This window comes from Snodgrassella sp. B3800 (assembly GCF_026535865.1).
GTDB lineage: Bacteria > Pseudomonadota > Gammaproteobacteria > Burkholderiales > Neisseriaceae > Snodgrassella > Snodgrassella alvi_E.
Genome location: NZ_JAFNPH010000001.1, coordinates 600,232 through 615,899 on the forward strand (window position 1 = coordinate 600,232; position 15,668 = coordinate 615,899).

Annotated in this window: 14 protein-coding genes; 4 read left to right on the plus strand and 10 right to left on the minus strand. The window is 43.9% G+C overall.

Annotation, left to right across the window (positions count from 1 at the left end; all coding sequences use genetic code 11):
- Positions 1-537: 537 nt before the first annotated feature.
- From J3U64_RS02660 to J3U64_RS02670, 3 genes are all read right to left on the minus strand, one after another.
- A complete protein-coding gene (locus J3U64_RS02660) occupies positions 538-1,929 on the minus strand; it encodes a TolC family protein (RefSeq protein WP_323811388.1) in 1,392 nt (463 codons plus the stop codon).
- A 96-nt stretch (positions 1,930-2,025) separates the two neighbouring features.
- Positions 2,026-3,963 carry a MacB family efflux pump subunit gene (locus J3U64_RS02665; RefSeq protein ID WP_267408189.1) on the minus strand — a complete coding sequence of 646 codons (1,938 nt, stop codon included), beginning with the start codon at positions 3,961-3,963 and terminating at the stop codon, positions 2,026-2,028.
- Between the two features lie 3 nt (positions 3,964-3,966).
- Positions 3,967-5,163, minus strand: coding sequence for an efflux RND transporter periplasmic adaptor subunit (locus J3U64_RS02670; RefSeq protein ID WP_416384972.1), 1,197 nt, complete (start codon positions 5,161-5,163; stop codon positions 3,967-3,969).
- A gap of 364 nt (positions 5,164-5,527) precedes the next feature.
- Between J3U64_RS02670 and coaD the strand changes: the two genes are divergently transcribed.
- Positions 5,528-6,043, plus strand: a complete 516-nt coding sequence (gene coaD / locus J3U64_RS02675; protein WP_100139835.1) for a pantetheine-phosphate adenylyltransferase — start codon at positions 5,528-5,530, stop codon at positions 6,041-6,043.
- Positions 6,044-7,007: 964 nt separating this feature from the next.
- Here the strand turns inward: coaD and J3U64_RS02680 are convergent.
- Positions 7,008-7,901, minus strand: coding sequence for a LysR substrate-binding domain-containing protein (locus J3U64_RS02680; RefSeq protein ID WP_267391221.1), 894 nt, complete (start codon positions 7,899-7,901; stop codon positions 7,008-7,010).
- A 102-nt stretch (positions 7,902-8,003) separates the two neighbouring features.
- On the opposite strand from J3U64_RS02680, the gene J3U64_RS02685 reads away from it, so the two are divergent.
- From J3U64_RS02685 to J3U64_RS02695, 3 genes are all read left to right on the plus strand, one after another.
- Positions 8,004-8,408, plus strand: coding sequence for a CidA/LrgA family protein (locus J3U64_RS02685; protein WP_267408190.1), 405 nt, complete (start codon positions 8,004-8,006; stop codon positions 8,406-8,408).
- A gap of 37 nt (positions 8,409-8,445) precedes the next feature.
- On the plus strand, positions 8,446-9,135 hold the full coding sequence (locus J3U64_RS02690; protein WP_267408191.1) for an LrgB family protein: 690 nt from the start codon (positions 8,446-8,448) through the stop codon (positions 9,133-9,135).
- Positions 9,136-9,313: 178 nt separating this feature from the next.
- The gene (locus J3U64_RS02695; protein WP_267408192.1) at positions 9,314-10,684 is read left to right on the plus strand and encodes an NAD-dependent succinate-semialdehyde dehydrogenase; all 1,371 of its coding nucleotides are present in this window, start codon (positions 9,314-9,316) and stop codon (positions 10,682-10,684) included.
- 100 nt (positions 10,685-10,784) lie between these two features.
- Here J3U64_RS02695 and J3U64_RS02700 read toward each other — a convergent pair whose 3' ends face one another.
- From J3U64_RS02700 to J3U64_RS02725, 6 genes are all read right to left on the minus strand, one after another.
- On the minus strand, positions 10,785-11,267 hold the full coding sequence (locus tag J3U64_RS02700) for a hypothetical protein (RefSeq protein ID WP_267408193.1): 483 nt from the start codon (positions 11,265-11,267) through the stop codon (positions 10,785-10,787).
- Positions 11,268-11,296: 29 nt separating this feature from the next.
- Complete coding sequence (locus tag J3U64_RS02705) at positions 11,297-11,659, minus strand: DUF423 domain-containing protein (protein WP_100139829.1); 363 nt, start codon at positions 11,657-11,659, stop codon at positions 11,297-11,299.
- 265 nt (positions 11,660-11,924) lie between these two features.
- Positions 11,925-12,206, minus strand: coding sequence for a hypothetical protein (locus tag J3U64_RS02710; RefSeq protein ID WP_100139828.1), 282 nt, complete (start codon positions 12,204-12,206; stop codon positions 11,925-11,927).
- A 253-nt stretch (positions 12,207-12,459) separates the two neighbouring features.
- Positions 12,460-12,582: a cytochrome bd-I oxidase subunit CydX gene (gene cydX, locus J3U64_RS02715; protein WP_267391225.1), complete on the minus strand. Its 123-nt coding sequence runs from the start codon at positions 12,580-12,582 to the stop codon at positions 12,460-12,462.
- Positions 12,583-12,640: 58 nt separating this feature from the next.
- Positions 12,641-13,789: a cytochrome d ubiquinol oxidase subunit II gene (cydB, locus tag J3U64_RS02720; RefSeq protein WP_267408194.1), complete on the minus strand. Its 1,149-nt coding sequence runs from the start codon at positions 13,787-13,789 to the stop codon at positions 12,641-12,643.
- A gap of 9 nt (positions 13,790-13,798) precedes the next feature.
- A complete protein-coding gene (locus J3U64_RS02725; protein ID WP_267408195.1) occupies positions 13,799-15,343 on the minus strand; it encodes a cytochrome ubiquinol oxidase subunit I in 1,545 nt (514 codons plus the stop codon).
- Positions 15,344-15,668: the final 325 nt, after the last annotated feature.

Genomic DNA, 15,668 nt, shown 5'->3' on the forward strand with positions numbered 1-15,668 from the left:
ATCCCATTACACGCACAATGCAATTGGCAACCAAGGTATGTTTTCTATTGTGTACAGCGATTGATTTTAATTTCTGAGCGATTCCTAGACAGAAAGGTCTATAACCTATCGCCAAGACCTTAAAATCAGATTTCAACCAGCTTTTTGCCCTTTTAGACAATAGACCACAAAGAAATGACTATTTTTATTTTAAATAAAAACAAATGTTTAATAAAATATACTAATTATTTTTAGAAATAAAAATAATTATCATTTGCAATTGTAAAACAATTTGTTTATGATGCCCCTATGTTCACGCAACAAAACAAATTTTTCCAAATAAAGTACTGATTTATTTGAATATCCAAACAGATTTACATATAAATTGCTGCTTACGCAACGATTTATATTGGTAGTTAACTATTGGTAGTGGTTTGTGTTCCTTTTTGCGCCCCTTTTTTAGGGGCGATTTTTTTTTGCCAGCATCAGGCTCTTCTGAGCAAATTAGGCTAGATTAGCTAATGTAAACTCTGCCGCAACATCGTCAGATTATTCACATTATCGCGGCTGATAACGTCCGGCCATGGCTTGATAAATCAGATTTTCATTTTGTAAAACGTTGTAGCGGCTGTTCAGGACATTCTGTGCAGAAGAATATTGCGTATTCAGCGCATCCAACCAGTCACTGAGCGGATTGGTACCATACTGATAGCGTGCATGGTAGTACCGGCTGTTTTTTATATCAAACTGATATTTTTGTTCGGAATTGGCTAAGGTATGACGACTAAGGGTGTATTGCTGATAATATCGTTCTACCTCATTTAGTGCCGTTGTCAGTGACTGCTCAAATGTCAGTCTAGCGCTGTCAAAATCAGCTTTGGCTTGCTTATTTTGCCAATATAAGGTCTGCCAGTCGAGAAATGGCAGGTTGACGTTAACACTGGCCGTACCAACAGGAAAACGCAAGGCAGAGTTTGCCGAATCTGAACGAGAATTTACTGCCGTACTGAGGCTGATGCTTGGATACCAGCTACGGCGAGTGCCTTGCTGGGTAGCATAGGCAGACTGTAGGCGATATTCCGCCGCGCGTAGATCTGGACGATTAGCGAGAACGGATAAAGGTACATCCAGATTCACTTCACTGAATTTAATCTGATTCAAAGGTGTTGGCTGGATATCCGTTGTTTCATTTGGTCGTTGATTAAGTAAATTGTGCAGCGTCTGCACTACGTCGGCACGATTTTGTTGCAGAGAAGTCAGGCTGTTTTCTGCATTCAGTAGAGATTGTTTGGCATTAGTAGCATTAATACTGCTCACTTTACCCACCGCATACTGTGCCTGCGAGATACGAGCAATCTGACGGTATTGCTCGATGCTGTCCTTAGTCAGGCTGATGGCGCCATCGATATAGGCCAAATGAAAATAATTATCCACTACACTGTTTATTAGTGCTAGCCGGCTGGCGGCCATATCCTGCTCGCTGGCCTGATAGCGCCAGATAGCGGCATTGGTATTAGCACGGATTTTTTGCCACACATCCAGCTCATAGCTTAGTCCCAGCTGGCCGCTAAAGCTACGGCTGGATGCTCCGCCCTCTTTCAGGTCTTTACTGCTATTGGCACCAAGGGAACCATTGGCTTTTGGAAATAAATCCGTGCCCGTCAGCCGTGCAGTGTAGCGCGCTTTTTCAGCGGTTATAGCAGCCTGCCGTAAATCAATATTATTTGCCAGAGCTGTAGTAACCAGCTGATTCAATGTAGCATCTTGATAAATTTCCCACCAGTTGCCGTTTACCTGATACTTTGCGGCAATTTCAGCACTGCTAAGCATACCGGCCCGATGTAGGCTCTGCTGCGGATAAGGTGTCTGAGTAGCGCAGGCATTCAGCAACACACTTAAACCTACAATTAAAGCTGCGATGCTTTTTTTCACAGAAATATTTTTCATCATGATTAATTTTATCTTCTTGGCAGCAGCCATCAATGCATTTATTTAATTACTGCTGCCTACCTCTTTCCGCTACAGAATACTGGACTGGTAATAGGCTTAATCTCGCGACAGGGCATCTATCGGATTTAGTTGTGAAGCACGTTTTGCCGGCATAAACCCGAATAACACACCGATGACGCTGGAACACAAAACCGCCATCACAATCGAAATGGTTGAGAATGACATGGCAAAATCGGTGGCCAGCATGTTAAACAACATACTGATGGCAAAAGAAAACAACACACCTACCAGCCCACCAATCAGACAAATCAGTACAGCCTCTATCAGAAACTGCTCCAGAATATTGTGCTGACGTGCACCGATGGCCATACGGATACCAATTTCCTTCACCCGTTCTGTTACCGATACCAGCATGATATTCATCACGCCGATACCACCCACCACCAGTGAAATCAAAGCTATACTGGATATCAGCATTGTCATGGTACCGGTAGTACTTTCAATAGTCTGCTTGATGGTGTCGCTATTGCGGGTAAAAAAATCTTCAGTACCGTGGCGGGTTTTAAGTAATTCAATAATGCCCTTTTCCGCAGTCTGCGAATTCACATTGTCTTTGATTTTTACAGTAACAGATGTAATGTATTTAGAGCCAGAAATGCGGTTCATCAAGGTGGTATATGGAGTATAAAGCTGTAAACTATCCGTATCGGCAAATCCATTATTATTAGGTGCGGCTACGCCAATGATGCGCAAAGGGCGCTTATTAAACAAAATTACCTGACCCAACGGATTACTGCCGTCTGCGAAGAGTTTATTTTTGGTGTTGTCATCAATCACCACTACCTGACTGTTTTGACTAACATCATCTTCGTTAAACAGGCGGCCAAAAGCAAGTTTGATACCGCGTACATCAAAGTACTGATCTCCCACCCCATAGAGCTGGGCGGAAAGAGACTGATTTTCATAGGTGAGTGTGCCACTGGTGTTGGCGCCAGGAGTAACACTGTCAACATAGTCCTGCTGTTTCAATGCTTCGGCATCGCCTACGGTCAACGTTTTAATCCGCGAAGAACGGCGATCACCATAGCCATAACCTGGATAAACAGACACAGTATTGGTGCCCATGGCATTAATGTTTTCAAGAATTTTTTCCTGCGAACCACGTCCCAGTGCCACAACTGATACTACTGATGCAATACCGATAATAATACCAAGCATAGTAAGAAATGAGCGCATCTTATGCGCCATTATCGCCTGAATTGACATGCGAAACGATTCAAATAGTTGGTCGCGGTAAAAAAGCCACGAGTTGCGCTCTTCGATACTTTCGATGCGGCTTGGGGGAATATTCGGATTTTTGCTGTGGTCGGCAATAATGCGTCCGTCGCGGATTTCTATTATGCGGTTGGCATTGGCTGCTATGTTTGGATCGTGGGTCACCATCACAATGGTATGGCCAGCGTCGTGGAGTTTATGCAGAATTTCCATGACATTCTGTCCGCTGCCGGTATCGAGTGCACCGGTGGGCTCATCCGCCAGAATAATTTCCCCGCCGTTCATCAGAGCGCGTGCGATACTGACGCGCTGCTGCTGGCCACCAGATAGCTCACTAGGACGATTGACCTCTTTGCCGGACAGGCCAAGCTGCGCCAGTAATTCATCTGCCCGTTGCAGCCTTTCATCGTGCTCCATACCCGCATATACGGCCGGTAGAGCCACATTTTCACGCGCAGTTAAGGTGCCTAGCAAGTTATAACGCTGAAAAATAAAGCCAAAACTGCGGCGGCGCAGTGCTGCCTGCTCGTCTGCACTCATAGTGGCCGTTTCCACACCGTCAATTTTGTAAGAACCACTGGAAGGCACATCCAGACAGCCGATGATGTTCATCAGTGTCGATTTACCAGAACCAGACTGGCCGATAATGGCAACAAAATCACCTTTTTCGATACTCAGGTTAATATCCTTAAGTACCTGCACGCGGTTTTCACCCTGACCAAACCAGCGGTTGATACCTTTGATTTCCAATAGACTCATGGCTTACATTCTCGGGCCGCGCTTTTTCGGTTCGATGCTGACACCATCTTTAGCTTCAGCTTTGCTCAAAGAGGATAATACGACCTTTTCACCTTCTTTCAGCCCCGATTTCACTTCAGTCCGCATACCATCAGTGATGCCGGTGTGAATCTGTCTTTCCTGTACCTGCTGGTTATCATCGAGTACCTGAACAACTTTTTTGCCGCGACGATGCTTGATGGCCTGATTGGAAACGGTGAGTACATTTCTCACAGCTTTTACAAAAATATTGTTCTGTGTAGTCATGCCAATATGCAGAGCACCATCATCATTCGGTACCAGTGCACGGGCATAGTAATAGATGGCAGTATCGGTGGTATCGGTACTGGTGTTGTAGCTACCCTGTGACATAGTAGTCAGACCAGGGTCTACGGCATCCAATTTCGCCTGACGCATTTTGCTGTTATCGGCCAGCGTGGTGAATGTCAGATTCATTCCTGCCTTCACCTTGCTCATGTCACCTTCGGCAATCTGCATTTTATTCAGCATCTTGCTTAAATCAGCTAACTGGACGATAGTTGGTGTGTTTTGGCTAGAATTGACGGTCTGTCCTTCTTCCACCGGAATGGAAACCACGGTGCCGGCCATCGGCGCGGTAATGCGGGTATAGCCCAAATCTGCTTCTGAGGTATTGATAGCAATCTGAGTTTGGCGAATCTGAGATTTCAGCTCTGCCACATTGGCTCGGGCAGCGGCCAGATTATCCTGTGCATTATCATAATCCGCTTTGGAAGTTGCATCTTGTCCGATTAAAGCTTGCTCACGTGCAAATGCACGCTGCTTCATTTTTAATGCGATTTCCGCCGATACCAACTGGGCACGATAAGTATCCAGCTTGGCTTTATTGGTATTCAGGGTATTCATCTGGGTGGTGGAATCAATATCGGCAATCAGGTCGCCTTTTTTTACCTGCTGTCCCAGTTTGACATACAACTTTTTAATCTGTCCTGAAGCTTGTGCACCCACATCCACCAGTTGAGCTGCGGCAATTTCACCGGTCGCATTCACTGTCTGGGTAATATCACTGCGGCGTACTTCATCAGTCACAAAATTCATCTGATTTTTGGGTTTGAAAAATAGGTTCCACAGGATTGCCGCTAGCAGCAACAAAACCAATAGCCATACTACCCTTTTCACCCATTTTTTTTTCATTTGCTTCATTATCCGTATCACACTTAAGTGTTTTTGCCCTTTTTAATATACCAGCGGCAAAAGATTAAGATTGTAAAGGATGAAAACCATTCTCATCAATATATCTGATAATTAAATATATAAGTCTGCGCCCAAACCTGAACCTGCAAGCACTCATTAACCATTATTTACGCTTTTCAGCGTGGCGGTGCTGCAGTTACCTTGGAAAGGGGCAGGCTTTGACAATACACACATAACTGATTAAGCTGCGCAGCTTTGTTTTTGCCGGCATTGAAAAAAAACACCATCGGTTTACAATCAAATCATGAATATCCAGCAATCTGTCGCATTTATTCAATGAAATAACCCAGAAAGCTGTTTGGAACACACACTAATGACTAATTCGAATGTCCGCCGTGCTGTATATGCCGGCAGTTTTGATCCGCCGACAAATGGCCATTTATGGATGATTCGCGAAGCCCAGCCGTTGTTTGATGAGCTAGTGGTTGCGATTGGCGTGAATCCTGAAAAAGCAACTACCTACACCATAGAAGAGCGTAAGGATATGTTGCGTGCCATTACCGCCAATTTTCCTAATGTGAAAATTTCCAGTTTTCAGAATCAGTATTTGGTTAATTATGCCCGTAGTATTGGCGCCGATTTCATCGTACGCGGTATCCGTACTGCTTCGGATTATGAATATGAGCGTTCGATGCGCCATATCAATCATGATTTACAGCCGGATATTTCTACAGTTTTTCTGATGCCACCGCGAGAGTATGCCGAAGTCTCGTCAACCATGGTAAAAGGTATGGTTGGTCCGCAGAACTGGCAGGCGATGATACGTCGCTATGTACCAGATGCGGTGTATGAAAAAATTATGCAGGATCATTTGTATCAGGAACACTAAACAGTACAGCACGTTTAGATTCCGGCTCTGCAACCAGTAAACCAGTCAAGGTTTACTGGTTTTAATGTAATTGTCGGTTTAGTCTATCCACTCGGATTTATTTAATTTTTGCTATTCGATTGGCTTAATACCGAGCCGGCTAAGGATTTGGTTTCTTCGCTATATTTTGAACTTTTTAAAGCTTTAGATGCAATGGTTTCTATTTTTTTTTCCGGTTTGTTTAGTGGTACTGGATTGAGCCAAAGCAGAAGCGGCAAGCTGCTTTTGAATTTTGGAAGCATCAGGTTTTTTTAAAGTCTTAGCTGCATTGGATGCTATTGCTGAAGACGTTTTTTTATTTGCAGACATATCATTTTATCTCCATAAGTAATTTAAATATTATTTTCTGAGGTTTTAATAATTTATACCTCAAATTTATTTTAAACTTAATTTTTATATTCTGAAATATATTTATATTAAATTTGTACTTAAGTTTTAATTAAAAACTTAAAAATCAATCTATCTGTTTTTTCGAAGCAGAAACGTACACAATACGAAATATACCCTTATAGGATACAAGTATTCATTGGATATAGGCGGTAAAGATTTGATTTTGACAGCCTGCTCTGTGCATGGCCATATAAAAGTGGTCATACCTACTTTTCCAGCATTTCTTGCGCTGATTGCATTTAGAATAGCTACTATTATTTCGGCTTCATCTTTTAAATCATGGCATGATACACACACTGCTCTTACCGCTACTGCTTCTGGTAGTAAATATTCAGCTCAGTGCAAAACTTTTAGCCTTATATGTAACTCAGGTTTTCACTTATCTGTATGGCTGCGTACAGTATATATTTCTTTTACTGGCTTTTTACTAATGCGCTATTTATGCTCAAGACGAGAGGAAGCTGTCTAGAGTGCATGTCTATCAGTAACGTTTTCTTATCAGACTAATATTAATAAACATTAATTGTAGAAATTGTTATTGTGCGAATTCTTGTCGCACCACATTTAGCCACGCTTTAAGTGCCGGCGTCAGCTTTTTATGGCGCGGCCACGCCATAGATAAACGCCAGTTGATTGTAGGATCTGTGAGAGGGACGGCTGCAAACACTTTGCTATCAAAATCATCAGTATAATAGCGTGGCAGTAAAGCAATACCTATTTCTTTCTCTACCATATCTCGCAATAGCTCCCACTGGCTGGTACAGCAAACAACATTCGGTTCAAAGCCCTGATCGCGGCAGGCATTGACAATGCGCTCATATAGAGCAAAACCTCGGCTAAACAGAATAAAAGATTCATCACGCAAGCTGCGCAGCGATATCGATTCGGGAATATTAGCCAGCCTTTTTCGCGGAAACAATACCATCAGCGGGTAATCGCACAAAGGAATGTGGTTAAATTCATCGCTTACAGGTAGCAGCAGCTGACCGGCATCCAGCCGGTTATCCAGCAAAGCAGCTTCGATATCGCGGGTGCCGGATTCGATAAACGCCAGCTCAATATCTGGACATTGCTGATGAAAACGGAAGAAAACCGGCGTAAGCAGACGGCTCCCAAGCAGGGACATACCAATGCGTAAGGTACCGGATTTTAATTTGCGGTAATCCGCAACTTCCTGTTGCAAGAGATTGACCTGATTCAGTATCTGCTGCGAACGATCATAGACACGCTGACCAATTTCGGTAGGCTGCACCAGTCGTTTGCGGCCGTTTTCACCTTTATAAAGTAATGCTACATTTAGTTCATTTTCTAATGTATGTATAATTTTGCTTACGCTGGGCTGCGATAAAGCCAGTTTTTCTGCGGTGGCGGAAAAGCTGTGATTCTGAACCAAAGCCACCCAGCACTGAAGTGCTTTTATATCAATCATAATTATTCAGAAAAAGAATAATAAAAAACTTATAATTCATATTACGCCTAATAAGGCTTACTATAATTTAGCGCCTGAATTAATGGCATCAGGAAAGCCAATATGAATATCTTACACCTTTGTCCGGCTAACTGCTTGCGTATCTGCAGTCAGATCGGCGTGATTATATTGTTCTGGGTAGCTGGACTCAGTATTGAAAAAGCCACGCATATTCCTCTATCTGCTGGTGTAATCGGTTTGTTTCTGCTGTTAGTGCTTTTACAACTGAAAATAATCAAGCTGTCGTGGGTATCCAGTGGAGCACAGGCGCTACTTGGAGAACTGATGCTGTATTTCATGCCTATTCTGATTGCGGTAGTGCAATATAAAGCACTTTTTATGGCTGAAGGCTGGCAATTGATTGTAAGTATCGTCAGCGGCACCTTTCTGGTGATGAGCAGTACAGCTCTGACGCTAAAATATTGTTACCGCTTGCGACGTGCCTGGATTAAGCGCCGCCATATCTAAAAAACCAATAATCTTTTTTCCTGCTTAGAAAACCTATATGAATATCATTGCTGCCGGCTGCTTTATCTGGACCATCGTGCTGTATGCATTGGCCAAAAAATGTTATCGCGCCAAACCCATTATGCTGTTATCCCCTGCTATTACATTTAGTGTCATCACCATTGCGGTGATGCAGTGGCTAAACATTAGCTACGCCGATTACAATCAATACACACGTTATATATCTGGTCTGCTCGGCCCAGCCACAGTGGCTTTTGCCATCCCCATATACCAATATCGCGAGGTCATGAAGCGGCAGCTACCGATACTCTTGGCGGCCATTATTGTTGGTATGTCTGTTGGTGTCGGCAGTGCCTATCTTATGGCTCGTTTGTTTCATTTTAATCATGAAGTTACTTATAGCCTGATGGCACGGTCTGTTTCCACGCCGTTTGCGATTGAGCTGGCAGATAAAATCCATGGTTCGGCCGCACTGGTATCGGTATTTACCATTATTACTGGGTTAGCTGGCATGCTGTTTGGTGACATCACTCTGGCTTTCAGCCGCAGCCGCATGCATCTTGCTAATGGTGCCGCTTTTGGTAACGCCGCTCATGGCTTCGGTACCTCACGCGCCATTCAACGCAATGCCGATGAAGGGGTGGTTGCCAGTCTGACCATGATATTAGCTGGTTTATTTATGGTGCTGGTCGGCCCGATGCTGGTACGGTTTATTGTGTGGCTGTAAAGTCTAAACCTCACTTTACAAAATATTTACCGCTGCCGTACAATGATTCTCGGCATCTTATTTCTATTCCTTATCACATTAAAGCCGCACTAGTAATTACCAGACGGCACGTTTCTCTTGTCTTATATATTTACAGACAAAACATTCTTAATAGCATATCTATAGGGAGTAGCTACACATGGCATATCAATCTCTCAATCCGTTCACCAACGAACTGACTAAAACTTTCAACAATCACACAGACGCTGAAGTAGAAAACATCCTCACTCAGGCCTATGCGCTGTATCAGTCTGCGTGGTCGCAGCCACAAAACATGAGTGACAGACAGGCACTTTTACGCCGTCTAGCAGATGTCATGACGCTGCATCAAGAAAAAATTGCTCGAATCATTACTCAGGATATGGGTAAACGTCTGGCCGAAAGTCGAAATGAAGTGGTTAACTGCATTGAAATCGTGCAGTATTATGCCGAACAGGCGGCCGAATTACTCAAACCAGTAGCCTATCCAAGTAAGCTAGGTAAAGGCTGGGTAGAACATCATCCCATCGGAATTATTCTGGCGATTGAACCATGGAATTTTCCAATATATCAATTGATTCGTGTGATTGCGCCAGCAATGGCTGTTGGCAATCCAGTGGTCGCCAAACATGCAAGCAATGTGCCGCAATGTGCACAACTGATGGAAGATTTGCTGCATGAAGCCAATGCACCAGCAGGTGCCTATACCAATTTGTTTGTTAACACACAGCAGATTGCCACTATTATTAGCGACAAGCGCGTACAAGGCGTGGCGCTCACCGGTTCTGAAGGTGCCGGCAGCATAGTAGCCGGACAGGCTGGCAGCAAATTGAAAAAAGCCACCATGGAGCTGGGTGGCAATGATGTCTTTGTAGTGACTGAAGATGCAGACGTGGCGGCAGCAGCACATACGGCCGTTGGTGGCCGCCTGTTCAATGCCGGACAGGTTTGTATCGCCGCAAAACGATTTATCGTGCATGAACAAGTGGCCGAAGAATTTATCCGAATTGTCAAAGAAGATTTTGCCAATGTGGTAATGGGAGATCCACTAGATGAACATACCACGCTCGCACCACTATCATCTCGCAAGGGCAAAGAGGATTTGCAGAAACAACTTGATGCAGCTATCAGCCATGGCGCCAAAGTATTATGCGGCAATCAACCGGCTGAAGGTAACTTCTTTACCCCTACCCTGATTACTAATATCAGCCGCGACAATCCAGCTTATTTTGAAGAATTTTTCGGTCCGGTAGCGCATCTGTATGTGGTGAAAAATGATGATGAAGCTGTCGCTCTGGCCAATGATTCTAATTTTGGGCTGGGCGGAACTGTGTTTTCGAAAGACATCGAACGCGCTAAAAAACTGGCTTCCCGTATCGAAACCGGTATGGTATTCATCAACCGCTTTGGGGATTCAGTGGCTGAGCTGCCATTTGGCGGAGTAAAACGCTCCGGTTTCGGCCGCGAACTGAGCGATCTGGGCATTAAAGAATTCGTAAACCACAAACTGGTAGTAGTTGGTCAAGAATAAATTTTCTTTATTAAAAAAAGCAGTCTGTTATTCAGACTGCTTTTTTGCACTTCACCTATGCCATCTCTAGAACACATCAACACCCAACTCAAACAAATATTTATTTTCGGATATTAAAATCCACCTGCTGAGGCAAATTTTTTGGCACAATCAATAATACAAACGGATGCATCTGATAATCAAGCGCGGTACCGTTGTGGATACGTATATCTAATATCAGTTTATCCCGCGTGCGACTGAGTGCCATAGGGGTGATATCAAGCTGCCGCTGCACAATTCCAGCATCATAAACCAGAACATCGTGAGTGTTAAAATCAATCGGTGTTGGCTGACCATTAGGTCCCATAGTTGCAGCCATAGCAAAATAACGTGAAAACTCGGATGCAGTATTGATATGCCTTGGTACCGGCCGGTTGACCGTATTTTTAATAAAATAGTGTCTTGCCTCTTGATAAGGGACGGTAGTAACAGCCTGTGCTTGGGGCACCAAACCTTTTGCCGCTTTTGCTGTAACTCGATGACAGGCACTCAGAAAAGCAGCCACAAACCAAGCCAACATTATGACGTAAACCGTACTGCGCATACCATACCTCCTGTCTGGCAAAATTGCCGCTAAGACTGCTTAAACGCCATCCAAGCTAGCGTTAACCAGCCAATAATCATTGTTACCCCACCTACAGGTGTTATAGCACCCAGCCAGCGCGGTAAACCTAAAGCCATCAGATACAATGAACCACAAAAAATAATTAGCCCCAGCTGCAACAGCCAGAATGGAGTTTTAACGGCAAAAGCCGGTACAGTTCTGGCCAGCACACCGAGCATCAGCAATCCCAGTGCATGCCAAAAAAAATACTGTGTGGCTGTATGCCACCATTCAAGCTGCTGTGCACTGGCCATCTGCTTTAAACCATGTGCACCAAATGCACCGAGCATTACCGCCAGAGCTAGATTTATTGCTGCCGTACCTAACCACATATCATTCCCCTTAATTTATTCAATCATAAAATCTGTTTGACTGATCATATATCAGACACCCATATACTCTGTTTCTGCCAGATAATCACAGTATATCTTCCACCCGTGTGGATAACAAACCACATTACTACTAGGTGACCCACCACCGATCGAGCATCAATCGCTTATACCATCTCGCCCTGAGCCAAATTGCCAGTAAAAAACAGGCCAATCCCAACGATTGGCCTGTTTTTTATTCTTTACAGGAAAAGCATGAATCAGCAGCTTATTTGCAACTGATACCAGCAATCTGCGGTGTCTGTCCTGTGCCTACTTTAATCACACATTTAGTACTGCTGGCGCCAGATACTGTCAGATTTCCAGCGGCCAAATTCATATTCAGAGGCTCTTTCACACCCATTTTTACAGCGGTGCTGGCCAGCTTCTGCACTTCTTCCGGTGCATAGGAAGTATTGTTGCCGTCAATTTTAATATCCTTAGCGCCAGCGCTCATAGCCAGCAGCATGGAAACAGAAAACATCAAGCCATTACGTATCAATTTATTCATCGGAGTCCTTTCCGAAGAGAATATCCATCAAACATAATAATATAAAAATGCAAAAATTTCCAGAAAAATTAATCTCTTCAACCCATATTTACCGCAAAAGTAGCAACTGTGTAGATACGTGCACCACTCAATGAATATACGCCGTAAGCAATAAAAAAAGCTGTATACCCGTTACATAGGTATACAGCAAACCAAAGGAACTGTTCAGATTAACTGAGCTTATTCCGCTCAGCCTGATTCTGCATATATTTTCTTATGATTCTGATGAGCTCTGCTCTAAAGAATCTCTATCCTGCTGATATTCGCCCCATAATGCATTCACTACACCCAGCAATATGGCAAAACCAATGCCTAAACACCAAGCAAAATACCACATAATATACTCCCGTCTGTTTAGCCAGACCTGCCGGTGCATACCGGCAGGTACTACGTTATCAATATGTGCTGTGATCGTTGCGGCGGATATGCTCACTGGTTACCTTACCGCGCATCACACGGTAGCACCAGCTGGTATAAAACAGCACAATCGGCACAAAGATAACCGCAGCCACCAGCATAACTTTCAAAGTAAATTCACTGGAGCTAGCATCCCATACTGTTAAACTCGAACGCAAATCGGTATTGGATGGCATGATAAATGGAAACATAGCCACACCAGCAGTAGCAATCACTCCAGCTAGACCCAGTGCAGACGACCAAAACGCTGCGAATGCTTTACCATTTTTGGCCAGCAGCCAAGCCAGAATAAAGCCCAGATAAGCCAGCACCGGAATCACCAGCAACAGCGGATATTGCTGATAGTTTTGCATCCACGCACCAGTGGCGGTGACCACCTGTTTGTGGAGTGGGTCGGGTGCGGCGGCTGGTAGATAGCTACCGGCTACCATGCTGTAGCCCTTGATACCCAAATTAATCCACAGACCAGCCAACGAGAAGGTCACCACTACTACTATCAGGGCGATGGTACTTGCCTGCAGCGCACGTTTTTTCACCACATCTTCCGTACGTAAAGCCAGATAAATGGCACCGTGGAAAATAATCATTGCCGCTGAAACCAGACCGCACAACAGACTAAATGGATTTAGCAATCCCCAAAAACTACCGGTGTAGAAAGAGCGCAAGTCATCATCAAAATGAAAAGGCACTCCTAAAAGCAGATTGCCGAATGCAACACCAAAAATCAGCGGCGGCACAAAACTGCCAACAAACAATAACCAGTCCCAGCTGGAGCGCCATAGCGGATTATTAATTTTACTGCGGTAATCAAACCCCACCGGCCGGAAAAACAGCGCCCACAATACGGCCATCATGGCCCAGTAAAAACCGGAAAAAGCAGTAGCATATGCATATGGCCAAGCAGCAAAAATCGCGCCACCTCCAGTAATAAACCATACTTGATTGCCATCCCAATGCGGGCCTACCGTATTAATAATCACACGGCGCTCATTATCGTTTCTGCCCACAAACGGCAGCAAAGCGCCAACCCCCATGTCTTGTCCATCCATTATGGCAAAGCCGATCAGCAGCACGCCCAGCAGTAACCACCAGATGAATTTCAATACCGGATAATCCAAGAATTCCATGCTCAACTCCTAATGCTCTGCTTCATTGGCATAGCGACCCGTGCCCAGCGAGCCCGGTCCCTGACGCGAAAACCGTACCATCAGATAAACTTCTACAATCAGCAGTATCGTGTACAAAGTCACAAAGCCGAAAATAGAACCCCAGATGTTGGCGGCAGTTAATGAAGATACAGACAGATTAGTGGGCAGCACACCGTATACCGTCCACGGCTGGCGGCCATATTCGGCCACAAACCATCCTGCTTCACAAGCCAGCCATGGCAGAGGCAGACTCCAGAACGTCCATTTCAGCAACCAGCGCTTTTCTGCAAAATTATTTTTAACCGAAGCATAAAATGCCACTGCCATCAATAACAGCATCAGAAATCCGCACAGCACCATAATGCGGAAACTCCAGAACATCGGAGCCACACGCGGAATAGTTTCCCGCGCCGCATGTGCAATATCAGCTTCAGTAGCCTGCCGCACATCTGGTACATATGATTTCAGCAGTAAACCAAAGCCTAAATCATCACCATATTTTTTCAGGTTTTCTTTAGCCAGCTCGTCAGAACGATTTTTACGCAATGCTTCCAGTGCAATTACTGCTTCACGTCCGTTACGGATACGCTCAATGTTGTCAACAATGATTTCCTTAATTCCCGGAATTTGCTTATCCAACGAGCGCGTACCAATCAAGCCCATTGCCCATGGAATCCGGACTGTAAAATCATTTTTCATCGCATCTTCATTGGGCAGAGCAATTAAATTAAAAGAAGCTGGCGCCGGTTCTGTTTCCCACATGGCTTCTAGCGCAGCCATTTTGGTTTGCTGTGATTTACCAACCGTATAGCCGGATTCATCACCAAGCACTATCACCGACAAAATCGAAGCCACACCAAAACCCACCGCGATACGGAAACTTTTCTTAGCAAATTCCACATCCTGACGCTTCAACATATACCAGGCAGAAATCGCCATCACGAAAATTGCACCAGTCACATAACCGGCGGAAACTGTATGCACGAATTTATTTTGCGCCACCTCGTTCAGAAAGATTTCCGAAAAGCTGGTCATTTCCATACGCATAGATTCAAAATTGAAATGCGCACCCACCGGATCCTGCATCCAACCATTGGCTACCAAAATCCACAATGCAGACAAATTGGTACCCAGCGCCATCAGCACCGTAACCAGCAGATGGCCAGGACGACTCAAGCGATCCCAAGCAAAAAAGAACAAACCTACAAACGTAGATTCAAGAAAGAAAGCCATCAGACCTTCAATTGCCAGAGGGGCACCAAAAATATCACCCACATAATGTGAGTAATAAGACCAGTTAGTACCAAACTGGAATTCCATGGTAATACCGGTAGTCACCCCAAGTGCAAAATTGATACCGAATAATTTACCCCAGAAACGCGTCATATCCTTATAAATTTGCTTGCCGGTCAGGACATATACTGATTCCATAATGACCAGAATCCATGTCATCCCAATTGTGAGCGGCACAAACAAAAAATGATAAAGCGCGACTAGAGCAAACTGCAGCCGAGACAGCTCCACCAAATCCATAGCCCTGTTCCTTGTTTTAATTAATTAAATTTTATTCAGTAAAATCACAGCCCGAATAGCATATATATTCCAATTACATAGATAAAATAATACTATTCAAATCGAGAATATGAAACTTAACATAAAATTTTTCAAATACTTATAATTAGAATAAATTTCAAATTGTAAAGTTTGATTATAAATTAGCGAAAAGATATCACACATAATTAAAAAATACTTACTCTACAACTTAAAAAATTCATACACATATAAGTATAAATTATAAAACAATGGATTTATCAATATTTATTATCTGCACAGCATTAACTTGATTTAAATCAAACAA